The 17,788-nt window shown below is 61.4% G+C and carries 14 protein-coding genes; 4 read left to right on the plus strand and 10 right to left on the minus strand.

Annotated features, from left to right (window positions below):
- Nucleotides 1–103 precede the first annotated feature (103 nt).
- From ACI2JX_RS23595 to ACI2JX_RS23625, 7 genes are all read right to left on the minus strand, one after another.
- Nucleotides 104–997 carry an ABC transporter permease subunit gene (locus ACI2JX_RS23595; protein WP_186555863.1) on the minus strand — a complete coding sequence of 298 codons (894 nt, stop codon included), beginning with the start codon at nt 995–997 and terminating at the stop codon, nt 104–106.
- Nucleotides 994–1,914 carry an ABC transporter permease subunit gene (locus ACI2JX_RS23600; protein WP_264236808.1) on the minus strand — a complete coding sequence of 307 codons (921 nt, stop codon included), beginning with the start codon at nt 1,912–1,914 and terminating at the stop codon, nt 994–996. Before ACI2JX_RS23600 ends, ACI2JX_RS23595 begins: the two co-directional genes overlap by 4 nt.
- The gene (gene potA / locus ACI2JX_RS23605; protein ID WP_186555861.1) at nt 1,911–3,053 is read right to left on the minus strand and encodes a polyamine ABC transporter ATP-binding protein; all 1,143 of its coding nucleotides are present in this window, start codon (nt 3,051–3,053) and stop codon (nt 1,911–1,913) included. The genes ACI2JX_RS23600 and potA overlap by 4 nt, the downstream gene beginning before the upstream one ends.
- A 57-nt stretch (nt 3,054–3,110) precedes the next feature.
- The gene (locus ACI2JX_RS23610; RefSeq protein ID WP_186555860.1) at nt 3,111–4,205 is read right to left on the minus strand and encodes a polyamine ABC transporter substrate-binding protein; all 1,095 of its coding nucleotides are present in this window, start codon (nt 4,203–4,205) and stop codon (nt 3,111–3,113) included.
- Nucleotides 4,206–4,378: 173 nt separating this feature from the next.
- The gene (locus ACI2JX_RS23615; RefSeq protein WP_392468277.1) at nt 4,379–5,476 is read right to left on the minus strand and encodes a polyamine ABC transporter substrate-binding protein; all 1,098 of its coding nucleotides are present in this window, start codon (nt 5,474–5,476) and stop codon (nt 4,379–4,381) included.
- A gap of 169 nt (nt 5,477–5,645) precedes the next feature.
- Nucleotides 5,646–7,007, minus strand: coding sequence for an aspartate aminotransferase family protein (locus tag ACI2JX_RS23620; RefSeq protein ID WP_404691103.1), 1,362 nt, complete (start codon nt 7,005–7,007; stop codon nt 5,646–5,648).
- Between the two features lie 48 nt (nt 7,008–7,055).
- Nucleotides 7,056–8,414: a glutamine synthetase family protein gene (locus tag ACI2JX_RS23625; RefSeq protein ID WP_186555857.1), complete on the minus strand. Its 1,359-nt coding sequence runs from the start codon at nt 8,412–8,414 to the stop codon at nt 7,056–7,058.
- Nucleotides 8,415–9,081: 667 nt separating this feature from the next.
- Between ACI2JX_RS23625 and ACI2JX_RS23630 the strand changes: the two genes are divergently transcribed.
- On the plus strand, nt 9,082–10,458 hold the full coding sequence (locus ACI2JX_RS23630; RefSeq protein ID WP_186555856.1) for a glutamine synthetase family protein: 1,377 nt from the start codon (nt 9,082–9,084) through the stop codon (nt 10,456–10,458).
- A gap of 352 nt (nt 10,459–10,810) precedes the next feature.
- Here ACI2JX_RS23630 and argA read toward each other — a convergent pair whose 3' ends face one another.
- Nucleotides 10,811–12,109 carry an amino-acid N-acetyltransferase gene (argA, locus tag ACI2JX_RS23635; RefSeq protein WP_264236812.1) on the minus strand — a complete coding sequence of 433 codons (1,299 nt, stop codon included), beginning with the start codon at nt 12,107–12,109 and terminating at the stop codon, nt 10,811–10,813.
- Nucleotides 12,110–12,235: 126 nt separating this feature from the next.
- Entirely contained in the window at nt 12,236–13,378 is a 1,143-nt protein-coding gene (gene argE, locus ACI2JX_RS23640; protein WP_404691104.1) for an acetylornithine deacetylase, read from the minus strand.
- Between the two features lie 175 nt (nt 13,379–13,553).
- Between argE and ACI2JX_RS23645 the strand changes: the two genes are divergently transcribed.
- Entirely contained in the window at nt 13,554–14,951 is a 1,398-nt protein-coding gene (locus ACI2JX_RS23645; RefSeq protein WP_392468282.1) for an inorganic triphosphatase, read from the plus strand.
- On the opposite strand, the gene ACI2JX_RS23650 is transcribed toward ACI2JX_RS23645, so the two are convergent.
- Entirely contained in the window at nt 14,940–15,410 is a 471-nt protein-coding gene (locus tag ACI2JX_RS23650; protein WP_186555852.1) for an Lrp/AsnC family transcriptional regulator, read from the minus strand. The genes ACI2JX_RS23645 and ACI2JX_RS23650 overlap by 12 nt on opposite strands.
- A gap of 126 nt (nt 15,411–15,536) precedes the next feature.
- On the opposite strand from ACI2JX_RS23650, the gene ACI2JX_RS23655 reads away from it, so the two are divergent.
- Together ACI2JX_RS23655 and ACI2JX_RS23660 are read left to right on the plus strand one after the other, a co-directional pair.
- Nucleotides 15,537–15,863: a hypothetical protein gene (locus ACI2JX_RS23655; protein WP_264236815.1), complete on the plus strand. Its 327-nt coding sequence runs from the start codon at nt 15,537–15,539 to the stop codon at nt 15,861–15,863.
- A gap of 190 nt (nt 15,864–16,053) precedes the next feature.
- Entirely contained in the window at nt 16,054–17,733 is a 1,680-nt protein-coding gene (locus ACI2JX_RS23660; protein ID WP_264236816.1) for a GspE/PulE family protein, read from the plus strand.
- Nucleotides 17,734–17,788 lie beyond the last annotated feature (55 nt).

Genomic DNA, 17,788 nt, shown 5'->3' on the forward strand with positions numbered 1-17,788 from the left:
AAGGTCCAGCACAACTGATGAGCATCATCACTTTTGACGTTGCGCCGGAGCAGAGAACGCCGAACCGCCGCTTAGGGCCGCAGTGCGGCCCTAAGCGAGTGGGTCAAGCCGACGCGGCAGCCGGAGACGGGCGCTTGACCTGTGGCTGCGAGAAGTTCGCCGCAGCGCCTTCCTCGATAGCCTGCTGGATCGCCTTGCGACGATGTTCTTCAGCGCGGCGGCTGAAGTACCAGACCATGAAGGTCACCAGCGACACCGACAGCAGAATCAAGCTGGCCACGGCGTTGATCTCAGGCTTGACGCCCAGACGCACCGCCGAGAACACTTCCATCGGCAAGGTGGTCGAACCTGGCCCCGAGACGAAGCTGGCCAACACCAGGTCGTCCAGCGACAGGGCGAACGACATCATGCCGCCCGCCGCCAACGATGGCGCGATCATCGGGATGGTAATCAGGAAGAACACCTTCCACGGCTTGGCACCCAGGTCCATTGCCGCTTCTTCGATCGACAGGTCCAGCTCGCGCAAGCGCGCCGACACCACCACCGCCACATACGCCGCACAGAACGTAGTGTGGGCAATCCAGATGGTGACGATGCCGCGCTCCTGCGGCCAGCCGATCATCTGCGCCATGGCCACGAACAGCAGCAACAGCGACAGACCGGTGATCACCTCAGGCATGACCAGCGGTGCGGTCACCAAACCACCGAACAGCGTGCGGCCCTTGAAGCGGGTCACGCGGGTCAGCACGAAGGCCGCCAGGGTGCCCAGCGCCACAGCGGCGATCGCCGTGTAGCAGGCGATCTCCAGCGAGCGCATCACCGAGCCCATCAGCTGCGAGTTGTCGAGCAGGCCGACGTACCACTTGATCGACCAGCCGCCCCACACCGTTACCAGCTTGGAGGCGTTGAACGAGTAGATCACCAGAATCAGCATCGGCAGGTAGATGAACAGCAAGCCGAGCACCAGCATCAGCTTGGAGAAACTGAAGCGCTTCATGCCCTGCCCTCCATCTCTTTGGCCTGGCTGCGGTTGAACAGCAGGATGGGCACGATCAGGATCGCCAGCATCACTACCGCCAGCGCCGACGCTACCGGCCAGTCACGGTTGTTGAAGAATTCCTGCCACAGCACTTTACCGATCATCAGGGTTTCCGGGCCGCCAAGCAGCTCAGGAATGACGAACTCGCCCACCACCGGGATGAACACCAGCATGCAGCCGGCAATGATGCCGTTTTTCGACAGCGGCACGGTGATCTTCCAGAAGCTGTTGAAGGTGCTCGAACCCAGGTCAGAGGCGGCTTCCAACAGGCTCTGGTCGTGTTTGACCAGGTTGGCGTAGAGCGGCAGGATCATGAACGGCAGGTACGAATAGACCACGCCGATGTACACCGCCAGGTTGGTGTTGAGGATCTGCAGCGGCTGGTCGATCAAGCCGATCCACAACAGGAAGCTGTTGAGCAGCCCGTTGTTGCTGAGAATGCCCATCCAGGCATATACGCGGATCAAGATCGCGGTCCAGGTCGGCATCATGATCAGCAGCAACAGCACGGTCTGGCTTTCTTTGCGCGCGTTGGCAATGGCATAGGCCATCGGGTAGCCGATCAACAGGCACAACAGGGTGCTGAAGAAGGCCATCTTCAACGAGCCCAGGTAGGCCGAGATGTACAGCTCATCCTCGGTCAACAGGCCATAGTTGGCCAGGTTGAGGACCAGCTGGATCTTGTCTTCGACGTAGCTGTAGATCTCGGTGTACGGCGGGATCGCCACGTCGGCTTCGGCGAAGCTGATCTTCAGGACGATGAAGAACGGCAGCATGAAGAACAGGAACAGCCAGATGAACGGCACGCCGATCACCAGGTGCCGCCCCTCCGGGACCAGGCGCTGGAAGGCTCGCTTGAGCTTGCGAATTTTCATGAGCGCAGTACCACGCCGCTGTCATCTTCCCACCACACGTACACTTCATCGCCCCAGGTTGGGCGGGTGCCCTGGCGCTCGGCGTTGGCCACGAACGACTGTACGACCTTGCCGCTCGGCAGCTCGACGTAGAACACCGAGTGACCACCCAGGTAGGCGATGTCGTGAACCTTGCCGCGCGACCAGTTGTGCTCGCAGGTCGGCTGTTGGGTGGTGACCAGCATCTTCTCCGGACGCAGTGCGTAGAGGATGTGCTTGTCCTCGACCGAGGTGGTCACGCCGTGGCCGACGTAGATCTTGCGCTCAAGCTCAGGGCTGGCGATCACCGCGTGGCCTTCGGCGTCGTCGACCACTTCACCTTCGAACAGGTTGACGTTGCCGATGAACTCGCAGACCAGGCGGCTGGTCGGGGTCTCGTAGATGTCGATCGGCGAGCCGATCTGGGCGATCCACCCCAGGTGCATGATGGCGATGCGCTGGGCCATGGTCATGGCCTCTTCCTGGTCGTGGGTCACCATCACGCAGGTTACCCCCACGCGCTCGATGATCTCGACCAGCTCCAGCTGCATCTGCGAGCGCAGCTTCTTGTCCAGCGCACCCATCGGCTCGTCGAGCAGCAGCAGCTTGGGACGCTTGGCCAGCGAGCGAGCCAGGGCTACCCGCTGACGCTGGCCACCGGAAAGCTGGTGCGGCTTGCGCTTGGCGTACTGGGTCATGTGGACCAGCTTGAGCATCTCGGCCACACGGGCTTCGATCTCGGCCTTGGGCATCTTGTCCTGTTGCAGGCCGAAGGCGATGTTCTGCGCCACGGTCATGTGCGGGAACAGCGCGTAGGACTGGAACATCATGTTGATCGGCCGCTCGTAGGGCGGCATGTCGGTGATGTCGACGCCATCGAGGAAGATCCGGCCTTCAGTCGGACGCTCGAAGCCGGCCAGCATCCGCAGCAAGGTCGACTTACCGGAGCCGGAGCCACCGAGCAGAGCGAAGATCTCGCCTTTGCGGATTTCCAGGGACACATCGTCCACGGCAATTGTTTCGTCGAATTTCTTCGTGACCCGGTCGATCTTGACCAGCACCTGCTTGGGTTGCTGGCCACCCTCGAGGGCTTTCTTATAGGCACCGGAGGCAACTGCCATGAGTGAAACTCCCAACAAGATTTTTAAGCCCGCCCTTGGCGTGGCGGGTCTGGATGATTATTTGCCCGACTTGACCTTGGTCCAGCTGCGGGTCATCAAACGTTGCACCTTCGGCGGCAACTCACTGTTGACGAACATCTTGTCCAGCACTTCCTGCGGTGGGTAAACCGCGGCGTCAGTCCTCACGGCCTGGTCCATCAGGTCGCCAGCCTTGGGGTTCGGGTTGGCGTAACCGACGTAATCACTGACCTGGGCGATAACCTCAGGTTTCAGCAAATAGTTGATGAAGGCGTGCGCCTCTTTGAGGTTCTTGGCGTCCTTAGGAATCGCCAGGACATCGAACCAGAGGTTGCCGCCTTCCTTGGGAATCGCGTAGGCCAGGTTGACGCCCTTCTTGGCTTCTTCAGCACGGGCCTTGGCCTGGAAGATATCGCCGGAGAAACCGGCGGCGACGCAGATGTCGCCATTGGCCAAATCGGTGATGTACTTCGAGGAATGGAAGTAGGTCACGTAGGGACGCACGGCCAGCAGCTTCTGCTCGGCCTTTTCATAGTCCTTGGCATTGGTGCTGTTCGGGTCCAGGCCCATGTAGTTGAGCACCGCCGGCAGCATTTCGTCCGCCGAGTCGAGGAAGGCCACGCCGCAGGTGGAGAGCTTTTTCATGTTCTCGGGCTCGAACAGCACCGCCCACGAATCGATGGTGTCTACGCCCAGCACCGCCTTGACCTTGTCGACGTTGTAGCCGATGCCATTGGTGCCCCACAGATAAGGCACGGCGTACTGGTTGCCCGGATCGTTCTTTTCCAGACGCTTCATCAGCGCAGGATCCAGGTTGGAATAATTGGGCAGCAGATTCTTGTCGAGCTTCTGGAACGCGCCCGCCTTGATCTGTTTGCCGAGGAAATGGTTGGACGGCACCACTACGTCATAGCCGGTGCGACCGGCCAGCAGCTTGCCTTCCAGGGTCTCGTTGGAATCGAAGACGTCTTGCACCGGCTTGATCCCGGTTTCTTTCTCGAAATCGGCGAGGGTGGTCGGCCCGATATAGTCCGACCAGTTATAGAAATGCACCGTTGGCGCCGCTTGGACGCTGCATGCCAGCGTCAGGCCCGCTCCAGCCATCAAGGCTTTGCGAAATACAGAAATAGACAAGTGGATGCTCCTCACAATCAGTGCATTCAGTGACGGTGTGCCGTAGTAGTAAGCCGCGCCGTACACGCGAAACCGGCGCGCAACTTACCGTTGCAGCCTCGATGCCGCAAACTTATTTGCCTTACAGCCACCCTGAGCCGGAGAACCCCGGCGCAGAGGGCTTGAGCACAGGCTTACTTGCCCGACTTGATCTTGGTCCAGCTACGGGTGATCAGGCGCTGGGCTGCAGCTTCTGGAGCGGCAATGGCGTACAGCTGCTTTTTCACGTCGGCTGGTGGATAGATGCTTGGGTCGCTGGTGATGTCTTTGTCGACGAACTGGGTCGCGGCCTTGTTGCCGTTCGGGAAGCGCACGGCATTGGTGATCTCGGCCATGACTTCAGGCTGCAACAGGAAGTCCATGAACTTGTAGGCGGCTTCCTTATGCTCGGCATCCTTGGGAATGGCGACCATGTCATAGAAGGTGCCGGCACCTTCTTTAGGAATGATGTAGTCCAGCTTGACCTTGTCACCGGCCTCGTGGGCACGGGCCTTGGACTGCTCCAGGTCACCGGAGTAGCCGACCGCTACGCAGATGTTGCCGTTGGCCAGGTCACCGATGTACTTGGACGAGTGGAAGTAGGTGATCGAAGGACGGATGCTCAGGAACAGGTCTTCAGCAGCCTTCAGGTCTTCCTTGGTCGTGCTGTTGCTCGGCTTGCCCAGGTAGTGCAGCGCAGCCGGGAGCATTTCGGTCGGCGCATCCAGGAAGCTCACGCCGCAGCTCTTGAGCTTGGCGATGTTCTCTGGCTTGAACACGGCGTCCCACGAGTCGATCTTGTCCACGCCCAGCGCGGCCTTGACCTTCTCTGGGTTGTAGCCAATGCCGATCGAGCCCCACATGTAGGGGAAGGCGTATTTGTTGCCCGGGTCGCTGGCGTCACCGACGGCCTTGAGCAGGTCTTCGTCGAGGTTCTTCCAGTTCGGCAGCTTGGAACGGTCCAGTTCTTCGTAGACGCCAGCCTTGATCTGCTTGGCCAGGAAGTTGTTGGACGGCACGACCACGTCGTAGCCCGACTTGCCCGCCAGCAGCTTGGCTTCGAGGGTCTCGTTGCTGTCGAAGACGTCGTACTTGACCTTGATACCAGACTGTTTCTCGAACTTGGCGATGGTGTCCGGCGCGATGTAGTCCGACCAGTTGTAGACGTTCAACACCTTATCTTCAGCCTGAACAGCAGTGGCCATGGCACCCATCAGGGCTGCGGCCAGCAACGTCTTGCCCATTTTCTTCATGCGTCATGCTCCAGATTTTTTTAATTAGCCATCCGTTCAGCTGCCAGGTCCCGCAGTACACGCGTTGGGCGACTGAAACAGTCGCTAGTCTGGCAAGTTACAAGGCGCTGTTTCAAGGAAAGCAGGGCCTTGTAACCGCTTAATGTCACAACGCTAGCGTAGCAGGTGGTCATTTCACCGCTTGAAGGGTCAAGTCCAGGCATTTACGTGCCTTTTCCACCAGCTCGTCGATCTCGGCATGGCTGATCACCAGCGGCGGCGCAATGATCATGGTGTCGCCTACCGCGCGCATCACCAGGCCGTTCTCGAAGCAGAAGTTTCGGCAGATCATGCCCACGCCCTTGCCCTCGTAACGGCTGCGAGTCGCCTTGTCCTTGACCAGCTCGATCGCGCCGAGCAGGCCCAGGCCGCGCACTTCGCCCACCAGTGGGTGGTCCTGTAGCTCACGCAGACGTTTCTGCAAATACGGTGCCGCTTCTGTCTTGGCTTTCTCGACGATGTGCTCGTCACGCAGAATGCGCAGGTTTTCCAGGCCTACCGCCGCCGCCACCGGGTGGCCGGAATAGGTGAAACCGTGGTTGAAATCGCCGCCTTCGCTGAGCACCTTGGCCACAGTGTCACGCACGATCACACCGCCCATGGGGATGTAACCGGAGGTCAGGCCCTTGGCGATGGTCATCAGGTCGGGCTTGAGGTCGTAGTAATCGGAGCCGAACCATTCGCCGGTACGGCCGAAGCCGCAGATCACTTCGTCAGCGACGAACAGGATGTCGTACTTGGCGAGGATCTCTTTCACCTTCGGCCAGTAGGTTTGTGGCGGAATGATCACCCCGCCAGCGCCCTGGATCGGCTCGGCAATGAAGGCGGCGACGTTGTCTTCGCCGACCTCGAGAATCTTTTTCTCCAACTGCTCGGCAGCCCACACGCCGAAATCGTCCGGGCTCATCTCGCCGCCTTCACCGAACCAGTACGGCTGCGGGATATGCACGATGCCCGGGATCGGCAAGCCGCCCTGCTCATGCATGCCGCTCATGCCACCGAGGCTTGCGCCAGCAACGGTGGAGCCGTGGTAGCCGTTGATGCGGCCGATGATGGTCTGCTTGTGCGGCTTGCCCTTGAGTGCCCAGTAATGGCGGACCATGCGCAGCACGGTGTCATTGCCTTCGGAGCCGGAGCCGGTGAAGAACACATGGGTCATGCCCTTGGGGGCCACGTCGGTGATCGCCTTGGCCAGCTCCAGCGCGGGCGGGTGGGCGGTCTGGAAGAACAGGTTGTAGTACGGCAGCTCGCGCATCTGCTTCTCGGCCGCTTGCACCAGCTCATCACGGCCATAACCGACCGCCACGCACCACAGCCCAGCCATGCCGTCGAGGATCTTGTGCCCCTCGCTGTCCCACAAATGCACGCCCTGGGCCTTGGTGATGATGCGCGGACCTTTCTCTTTCAGCTGTTTGTAGTCGCTGAAAGGCGCCAGGTGGTGCTCACTGCTCAGGGTTTGCCAATCACGGGTTTGCGGGTTGTTGACGCTCATGTGCTTCTCCGTTTTGCGACAGCCGCGCTCCTGCGGCCCCAGGGTTGATCAGACGGCAAACAGCAGGAACTCACGTTCCCAGGAGCTGATTACCCGTTTGAAGTTTTCATGCTCGGCGCGTTTGGTCGCGACGTAGCCGGTAATGAATTTCTTGCCCAGGTATTTCTCCAGGTCCTGGCAGTTCTCCATTCGCTCAAGGGCATCTTCGAGGGTTAGCGGCAGGCGCAGGTTGCGCCGCTCGTAACCCCGACCCTGGACCGGCGCACTCGGGTTGATGCCTTCGACCATGCCGATGTAGCCGCACAGCAGGCTGGCGGCAATCGCCAGGTAGGGGTTGGCGTCGGCGCCCGGCAGGCGGTTTTCCACCCGGCGATTCTGCGGACCGGCATCGGGCACGCGCAGGCCCACAGTGCGGTTCTCTTCGCCCCACTCGACGTTGACCGGCGCCGAAGTGTCGGGCAGGAAGCGGCGGAACGAGTTGACGTTGGGGGCAAACAGCGGCAGCACGTAGGGGATGAACTTCTGCAGGCCGCCAATGTGGTTGAGAAACAGCTCACTCATGCTGCCATCTTCATTGGAGAAGATGTTCTTGCCGGTGTGCGCATCGACCACGCTCTGGTGCAGGTGCATGGCGCTGCCGGGCTCGCCGGTCATGGGCTTGGCCATGAAGGTGGCGGCGACGTTGTGCTTGAGCGCGGCCTCGCGCATGGTGCGCTTGAACACCAGGATCTGGTCAGCCAGGTGCAGGGCGTTGCCGTGACGGAAGTTGATCTCCATCTGCGCCGTGCCGTCTTCGTGGATCAACGTGTCGAGGTCCAGCTGCTGCAGTTCGCACCAGTCGTAGACGTCTTCGAACAGCGGGTCGAATTCGTTGGCAGCCTCGATCGAGAACGACTGGCGGCCGGTTTCCGGGCGGCCCGAACGGCCGACTGGCGGTTGCAGCGGGAAGTCCGGGTCTTCGCTGCGCTTGGTCAGGTAGAACTCCATCTCTGGCGCGACAATCGGCTGCCAGCCCTTGTCAGCGTAGAGCTTGAGCACTTTCTTCAATACGTTGCGCGGCGACAGCTCGACCGGATTGCCCTTCTTGTCGTAGGTGTCGTGGATAACCTGGGCGGTCGGTTCGATGGCCCACGGCACGAGAAACACCGCGTTCTCGTCGGGGCGGCAGATCATGTCGATATCGGCAGGATCCAGCAGCTCGTAATAGATGTCATCGTCGACGTAGTCGCCGGTCACGGTCTGCAGCAATACGCTCTCGGGCAGGCGCATGCCTTTTTCGGCGATGAACTTGTTGGTCGGCGAGATCTTGCCGCGGGTGATGCCGGTCAGGTCGCTGATCAGGCATTCCACTTCGGTGATCTTGTGCTCTTTCAACCAATCGGTGAGCTGGTCGAGGTTGTTACTCATAAATACCTCAGGAGGTAAGGTGGCCCGGCTGGAGTATGTCGGGCGCTACTGACGCCTGGCGTCGATCAAGGTGGACGCTGCTCGGCTGCAATGGCCGCAGCAGACCCACGCATTGATTCTGGATGCACTGCCGTGGCAAAGCAAAGCGGCGCGCGCAGGACGTCACTGGATACCCGCGCAAGGCGTGCGTCCATGAAGCATTCGAAGGGCAGGAAAAACGAAAGGCGTGCAGTAAACTGCTACTTAAGGTGAATGGACCGTGCCGACCGTCAATTATTGCGGCCAGGGCATCGACGTCTACGGCGCTGTGCGCGAAGACCTTGCGGCGAGCGGAACGGGTACCTGAATGCGCTGCGCAGGCAGCACGTGCAGGTCGCGGCAAGCGGACCATGTGACCCTCGTATTATTGTGTTTTGGGTTGAGGCCGAGCTTAGCCTTGTTCATTTTTTTACACAACATCTCCGTAAAAAATAAAACACGGCCCGCGTGAGATAACCCTTCCGAGGCAAAATAGCGGATAATGGCACGCCCCGATATGCAGCAAATCGGCCGTCGATGTGCCATTTCAGGGCATCATGGGGTTGGCTTGACTTCAGTAGTTCTTTCCGATTGACTGAGGTTGCAAGCCCCCCTTGATTGATATTTTTAACAACAAAGGTGTTGCATCATGTCGGTACCCCCGCGTGCCGTTCAGCTTAACGAAGCGAACGCGTTCCTTAAGGAACATCCTGAGGTTCTCTACGTTGACCTTCTGATTGCAGATATGAATGGTGTGGTGCGCGGCAAGCGCATTGAGCGCACCAGCCTCCACAAGGTTTACGAGAAAGGCATTAACCTGCCGGCCTCCCTCTTCGCCCTCGACATCAACGGCTCCACCGTTGAAAGCACGGGCCTGGGTCTGGACATCGGCGATGCGGACCGCATCTGCTATCCGATCCCTGACACGCTGTCCAACGAGCCCTGGCAAAAACGCCCGACCGCGCAGTTGCTGATGACCATGCACGAGATCGAAGGCGAGCCGTTCTTCGCCGATCCACGTGAAGTGCTGCGTCAGGTCGTGAGCAAGTTCGATGAACTCGGCCTGACCATCTGCGCCGCTTTCGAGCTGGAGTTCTACCTGATCGACCAGGAGAACGTGAACGGTCGCCCACAACCGCCGCGCTCGCCGATTTCCGGCAAACGCCCACAGTCGACCCAGGTTTACCTGATCGACGACCTCGACGAATACGCCGACTGCCTGCAGGACATCCTCGAAGGTGCCAAAGAGCAGGGGATTCCGGCCGACGCCATCGTCAAGGAAAGCGCCCCGGCGCAGTTCGAAGTCAACCTGCACCACGTTGCCGACCCGCTAAAGGCCTGTGACTACGCGGTGCTGCTCAAGCGCTTGATCAAGAACATCGCCTACGACCATGAAATGGACACCACCTTCATGGCCAAGCCCTACCCGGGCCAGGCAGGCAACGGCCTGCATGTACACATTTCCGTGCTGGACAAAGATGGCAACAACATCTTCACCAGCGAGGATCCCGAGCAGAACGCCGCGCTACGTCACGCTGTCGGCGGTGTGCTCGAGACCCTACCCGCGTCGATGGCGTTCCTCTGCCCGAACGTCAACTCGTACCGCCGTTTCGGCGCTCAGTTCTACGTGCCCAACGCGCCGAGCTGGGGCCTGGACAACCGTACCGTGGCCCTGCGCGTACCCACCGGCTCGCCGGACGCCGTGCGCCTTGAGCACCGTGTAGCCGGTGCCGATGCCAACCCGTACCTGATGATGGCGGCCGTGCTGGCAGGCGTGCACCATGGTCTGACCAACAAGATCGAGCCAGGCGCGCCAATCGAAGGCAACTCGTACGAGCAACTGGAGCAAAGCCTGCCGAACAACCTGCGCGATGCGCTGCGCGAGTTGGACGACAGCGAGATCCTCAACAAGTACATCGATCCGAAGTACATCGACATCTTTGTCGCGTGCAAGGAGAGCGAGCTGGAGGAGTTCGAGCACTCGATCTCTGACCTCGAGTACAACTGGTATCTGCATACCGTGTAAATGAAAACGCCGTCTTCTCAGACGGCGTTTTTCATGGTGCGCTTTGTGCCGTGTGTATTGGGGCTGCTTTGCAGTCCTTCGCGGCGGTTCGGCGCCCCGACAAGCCCGCTCCCACAGGGATCACTTTGACCTGAAGGATCGATGGTGTGCCTGCACAGGCTTAGTAGAAGCCAGCCTGTCCCAACAGAACAGCACCGACCATCTGCTCGACGCTCCCACACGCACACCACCAACCACAGATCAATACAATCCCTGTGGGAGCGGGCTTGTCGGGGCGCCGAACCGCCGCGAAGGGCTGCGAAGCAGCCCCAATACAGGCAGCGCTGAGACAATGCCTAGCACTGCCCCCCGCTTAGATCGACTTCTCGAAAATCTTCGAATTACGCTGGAAGTTGTACAGCGACGCCCGCGCCGCCGGCAGCCGCTCGACGCCGCTTGGCTCAAAGCCGCGCTCGCGGAACCAGTGCGCCGTGCGCGTAGTCAGCACGAACAGGGTTTTCAACCCCACCGCCCGCGCCCGCGCCTCGATCCGCTCCAGCAGATCATCGCCGCGCCCGCCATGACGGTACTCCGGGTTCACCGCCAGACACGCCAGCTCCCCCGCTTCGGAATCAGCAATTGGATACAGCGCCGCACACGCGATGATCATGCCGTCGCGCTCGACCACGCTGAACTGCTCGATCTCACGCTCGAGCACTTCACGCGAGCGGCGCACTAGAATGCCCTGCTCTTCCAGGGGGCTGATCAGCTCCAACAAACCGCCGACATCCTCGATAGTCGCCTCACGGACAATCTCGAACTGCTCCTGGGCTACCAGCGTGCCGCCACCGTCGCGGGTAAACAGCTCGGTGAGCAGCGCACCGTCATCGGCATAACTGACGATATGACTGCGCGCCACGCCGCCTTTGCAGGCCTCGGCGGCGGCATCGAGCAATTCACCCTGATAATCAGTACCGAGGCGGACCAGATGCGGCGCGACCTGCTGTGGCCGCAACTCACGCACCAGCCGGCCGTTCTCATCGAGCAAGCCCGGCTCGGCGCCAAACAGTAGCAGCTTGTCGGCGCCCAGCTCGATCGCAGCGCGGGTGGCGACGTCTTCGCAGGCCAGGTTGAAAATCTCGCCGGTCGGTGAATAGCCCAATGGCGACAGCAGCACGATGGAGCGCTCATCGAGCAGCCGGCTGATGCCTTTGCGGTCGATCCGCCGGACTTCACCGGTATGGTGATAATCCACCCCTTCCAGCACGCCGATTGGCCGGGCGGTGACCAGGTTGCCGGAGGCCACGCGTAGGCGCGAGCCCTGCATCGGCGAAGCGGCCATGTCCATCGACAGACGCGCCTCGATGGCCACCCGCAGGGCGCCGACCGCATCGATCACGCAGTCCAGCGTGGCAGCATCGGTAATACGCATGCCGCGGTGATAGTGCGGGGTCAGGCCGCGGGCCGCCAGGCGACTCTCGATCTGCGGACGCGAGCCATGAACCAGCACCAGGCGCACGCCAAGGCTGTGCAGCAGTACCAGGTCGTGGACGATGTTGCCGAAATTCGGGTGTTCGACGCCATCGCCGGGAAGCATGACCACGAAGGTGCAGTCGCGATGGGCATTGATGTACGGGGACGCATGGCGTAGCCAGTTGACGTATTCGGGCATGACAGAGCCTGTGGATAAGTGGACGGAGAACGGTCAAGGCGCACAACGTTCGAAAGTCATCGTCGGAACAGGCTTGCGGTCACGCGTACTCTCCTCTAGGCAGGAACGAATCAGGTCAATGGACGTTTAGCTCAGGCAATAGTGCCTGATCAGATCACGCAATAGACGCACGGTAGGCTCGATGCGTGACATTTCAAGGTACTCGCCCGGCTGATGGGCACAGGCAATGTCGCCAGGGCCCAGCACAATGGTCTGGCAACCCAGCTGCTGCAGGTACGGCGCTTCGGTGCCAAAGGCCACCGCTTCGGCGCGATGGCCGGTCAGGCGCTCGGCCACTTGCACCAGTTCGGCGTCGGCCGCTTGCTCGAACGGCGGCACCTCCGGGAACAGCGGTTTGTAGTCGATACGCACATCGAGCTGCTCGGCTAGCGGCACCAGTTTCTCGCGGATCGCCGCGCGCAGTTGCTCTGGGTCCATGCCCGGCAGCGGGCGCAGGTCGAACTCCAGCGCGCACTGGCCACAAATGCGGTTGGGGTTGTCGCCGCCATGGATACAGCCGAAATTCAGGGTCGGTGTCGGCACGCTGAACTGCGGATTACGGTAGGTCTGCTGCCATTGCTGGCGCAGGGCGATCATCTCGCCCATCACCGCGTGCATGGCTTCCATGGCACTGCGGCCCAGGCTTGGATCCGACGAATGGCCACTGCGGCCGAGAATCTCGATGCGCTCCATGAGGATGCCCTTGTGCATGCGGATCGGCTTGAGCCCGGTGGGCTCGCCAATCACTGCAGCGCGGCCCAGCGGCTGGCCTGCTTCGGCCAGGGCGCGCGCGCCGGACATGGAGCTTTCTTCGTCACAGGTCGCGAGGATCAGCAGCGGCTGTTTGAAGTCATGCTCCAGCAGCGGCAGCACCGCCTCGATGACCAGGGCAAAGAAACCCTTCATGTCGCAGCTGCCCAGGCCGACCCAGCGATCACCGACCTCGGTCAGCTTCAGCGGGTCGGTTTTCCACAGCAGGGCATCGTACGGCACAGTGTCGCTGTGGCCAGCCAAGACCAGGCCACCGGGACCCGTGCCACGGCTGGCCAGCAGGTTGAATTTGCCGGGTGTGACCTGTTGGATATCGCACTTGAAGCCCAGATCGCCCAGCCAGCCGGCCAACAGCTCGATGACCTGACGGTTGGACTGATCCAGCGCAGGCTGGGTACAACTGACCGAAGGCGCAGCGATCAGGGCGGCGAACTGGTCTTTCAGCGACGGCAACGGCATGCACGTACTCCTCAAAAGCGTGGGTTCATCATAACCCTGCATGCCGCTGGCCGAGCAAGCACTGTCGGGGCCGCTGCGCGCCCAGATATGCTTGAACCATCCACCACCTCAAATGAACCCTTGTAGGTGTACTGCTGTAGACTGCACACCACGATGCCCCTCCTTCGAGCCCGCGATGCACAAAGAAACCGAACTCAAACTCCGCGCCAGCCGCGAGACCCTCGCCGCCCTGCGCGAGCACCCTTTGCTGAAGAAGCGCAACAAGTCCGGCTGGCAGACCCGCGAACTGCTCAACCAGTACTTCGACACCCCCGCGCGTGAACTGTCCGCCGCCCGTGTCGCGCTGCGCCTGCGCCGTGATGGCGATGTCGTCATCCAGACCCTCAAGTGCCGCGGCCAGAGCGTCGCTGGGCTGTCCGAGCGCAACGAGTACGAGTGGCAACTGGACAAAGCCAAGCTCGACCTGAAGAAACTCGACGCCAGCTGCTGGCCCGAGCAACTGGCCGAGCTCGACAAAAAAACCATCAAGCCACTGTTCACCACCGACTTCACCCGCGAGTTCGCCGAGATCTCCTGGGGCCGTGGCAAGGCCAAGGTCGTCATCGAGGCCGCACTGGATCAGGGCTTCGTCATCGCCGGCAAGCGCAAGGAAGAAATCTGCGAGCTGGAGCTGGAGCTGCGTGAAGGCGCACCTGAAGCGCTGTTGGAACTGGCCGCCGAACTGTCCGCCACCCTGGCCCTGATGCCCTGCGACATCAGCAAGGCCGAGCGCGGCTACCGCCTGCTTGAGCCAGACAGCTACGAGCTGGGCCTGCCGGGCACCGAGCTGGATGCCGAAATGGCGGTGGACGACGCCTTTGCCGCGCTCGCCTGGCAACTGTTGGGCAGCAGCCAGCGTTTGGCCGAGCAGTATCGCCACAACGGCCATTGGAGCCTGCTCAAGGACTGGGTACGCTGCCTGGCAGAGCTGCGCGCCCTGGTCGGTAGCCTGGGCCAGGCGGCGCCGCGGCCAACCACCCGCGAGCTGCGCGCCAGCCTCGATGCATTGCTGGAAGACTGGCGCCCGCTGGTAATGGCCGGCAACGATGATGAAGACATTCGTCGCGCCGCCCCTGAGCAGTTCGCCGAAGAACTGGAAGACCCGCGCTGGGGCCAGTTCTCCCTGCAAACCTCGCGCTGGCTCACTGCCCGAGCCTGGACCGTCGAACGTAAAGGCCGTGGTGAACGCCAGGGCAAGGCGCAGCTGTCGAGCTGGCTGCAACACTTGCTCGGCGAAGAAGCCCGCGCCCTGAAGCTGCCACTGTATGTCCAGCGTCCGGAAGACCTGGCCGAGCAGCTACCGCGCATCGAGACCCTGCAAGCCTGGCTGCACCACGCCCGGCAAGTGCTGGACGTGCCTCAGCTGGACCGACTCTACGGCGAGCTGAACAAGCTGCACCAGCTGGCTGAGCAGCCGCTGTCCGAGGACGAGGAGCAGTCTCTGGCGCTGCAGGACGCGCGCATCGAGCAAGCCCGCGCGATCGAACAGAACCGCGCCTGGAAGCACCTGCTCAAGTCACCTTCAACGCGTTAATGGCAAGCTGGTCGTGGACTTGATCTCGGACAAGGCCACGATCGAATTGACCTCTTGGATCCCCGGAACATTCGACAGCTTCTCGAAGAAAAATCGTTCGTAAGCTTCAATGTCCGGGGTGACGATGCGCAGTAAAAAGTCCACCGAGCCCATCAGCACGTAGCACTCCAACACCTCTGGAAATTCGCGGATCGCTTCGGTGAAGCCGGCGAAGTTCGAGCGCCCGTGAGCGTTTAGCTTCACTTCGGCGAAGATCTGCGTGTTCAGGCCGACCTTCTTGCGGTCGAGCAGCGTGACCTGGCCACGAATAACACCCTCCTCTTTCAATCGCTGAATCCGCCGCCAACACGGCGACTGCGAGAGGCCGACCCGCTCGGCGATCTGCGCGCTGGACAGCGACGCATCTTCTTGGAGCAGCTCAAGAATGCGCCGGTCGTATGCATCCAGCTCTGCTTGCATTGATAATTCTCCATATTGCCAAGTCACGAATCATTCAATCTGCCAACTTGGCAAATTGATCGAATCATAGCGAAAAAATACCGCTGCAAGCGTGGCAGAATTCTCCCACCCTGGTGGAGAACAGCAATGAACGCACTCGAACGGCCCGACACCCTTCCCCGCACCGACGCCTGGGCCGCCAGCGCCGCGCACAGCAGTGTGCGCTATCAGCTGCAGGCTGAGGCGGAGCCAGACAGCCTGTGCCGGGTGCTGAACCTATTTGCCTTGCAGTTTCTTACACCGACCAGCGTGCAGATGAGCCAGCAGGGGGATTGGCTGGATATCGAAATCGGCATTGGTGGCTTGAGCTGGCACCGCGCCGAGGTGATCGCGCAAAAGTTGCGTAACCTGGTGTGTGTGGCGGATGTGGAGCTGGTCAACCAACCGCAGCTTCACGAGCTGGCAGCCTGCTGATCAGCTCCAGGAGCGACTGCCTGCTGAACAGCTAGCCACTGGCGGCCTGCCGATCATCGTGGGAGCGGGCTTGCCCCGCGATAGGGCCGGCACTGCCCCGGTAAAATCCGGCAACTGTTCACCAACACTGTGCAACCACCGCCAGACTAGCCTTTCCAGGACTCCTCTCCTCGGCAAGGACGCCGCCAGCATGCACACCGCCACCAACCACGACCTCGACCTGAACCGCCTGCTCGACGCCCTGCTGGCCGAGCAGCGCCTGCAACCCAATGACGCCCTTCAGGTACTCGAACACCCCGCCCCAGCTGCCGACCATCCCCTGGAAACCATCGCCCGACTGGCCCTGGAAGACCGCCAGCATCCCGGCCAGCGCCTAGACCTGGACACCCTCTGCCAATGGCTTGCCGATAAGGTCGAGCAACCCTTCCTGCGCATCGACCCGTTGCAGCTGGACCTGTCGCGCATCAGCGCAGTGATGTCGCGCGCCTTCGCTAACCGCCACGGCATTCTCGCGGTAGCGGTGGACGATCACAGCGTCACTGTCGCCAGCGCCCAACCCTATCAACGCGAATGGGAGGCCGATCTTGCGCGCAGTCTGGGCAAGACCATCCAGCGCGTGCTGGCCAGCCCGCTGCAAATTCGTCAACTCGGTCAAACCCTGTTCCGCCTGGCGCACTCGGTACAAGGCGCAGGCTTGCAACAAGACCACGGGCTAGGCGAGCTGGAGCAGCTGCTCGAACTAGGCAGGCGCCAGGCTGAAGCCAGCGCGGATGACGCCCATATCGTGCACATCGTCGATTGGCTGCTGCAGTACGCCATCGAACAGCGCGCCAGCGATATCCACCTTGAGCCGCGCCGCGAGCAGGGCCGGCTGCGGTACCGGATCGATGGTCTGCTGCATACTGTTTACGCCTTTCCCGCCAGCGTGACATTGGCCCTGGTTAGCCGGATCAAGCACCTGGGACGGATGGACGTGGCCGAAAAGCGCCGCCCGCAAGATGGCCGCTTGAAGAGCCGCCTGCCAGGAGGCGCCGAGGTCGAGCTGCGTCTGTCCACGCTGCCTACGCCGTTCGGTGAAAAGTTGGTGCTGCGCCTGTTCGACCCAGAGCAATTGCACGAGAACTTCGATCACCTAGGCTTGGATGGCGAGTTGCTGCGCCAGTGGGAAGGTCTGCTCAGCCAGCGCCAGGGCATCATCCTGCTGACCGGGCCGACCGGCTCGGGCAAGACCAGTACCCTCTATGCCAGCCTCAAACGCCTGGCCACGCCTCAGGTCAACCTGTGCACCATCGAAGACCCCATCGAGCGGCTGGAACCGGCCTTCAACCAGCTGCAAGTCCAGCCCGGCCTCGACCTAGGCTTCGCCAACGGCGTGCGCGCGCTGCTGCGCCAAGACCCAGACATCATCATGATCGGTGAAATCCGTGACCGCGAAACCGCTCAGGTCGCAGTCCAGGCTGCACTTACCGGTCATTTGGTGCTGTCGACCCTGCACACCAACGACGCCTGCGGCGCGATCACTCGTTTGCAGGAGCTGGGCGTGGCCGATTACCTGATCAAGGCGACCTTGATCGGGGTCATGGCTCAACGCCTGGTGCGCACCTTGTGCATCGACTGCCAAGGTGCGGCAGGCCTGCACAGCACGCCGTGCCGGCTGTGCCGCGGCACCGGTTATCACGGTCGCACCGGGCTGTTCGAGTTGCTGGTGCCGGGCGCTGGCCTGCGCGCCAGTATCGGCCCGGACACTGACCTGGCCAGCTTGCGTCAGCAGGCCGTGCGCGAAGGGCTGCACGATCTACGGCGCAGCGGTGAAGACAAAATCGCCCGTGGATTGACCAGCATGAGCGAGGTGCTGAGGGTCTGTAGCTGATGAAAAATCCCTTTGAAAAAGGGAACTTGGATGACTGAAAGCCGCTCCAACAGCG

It is taken from the genome of Pseudomonas sp. NPDC088890 (assembly GCF_044900155.1).
Classification (GTDB): Bacteria; Pseudomonadota; Gammaproteobacteria; order Pseudomonadales; family Pseudomonadaceae; genus Aquipseudomonas; species Aquipseudomonas urmiensis.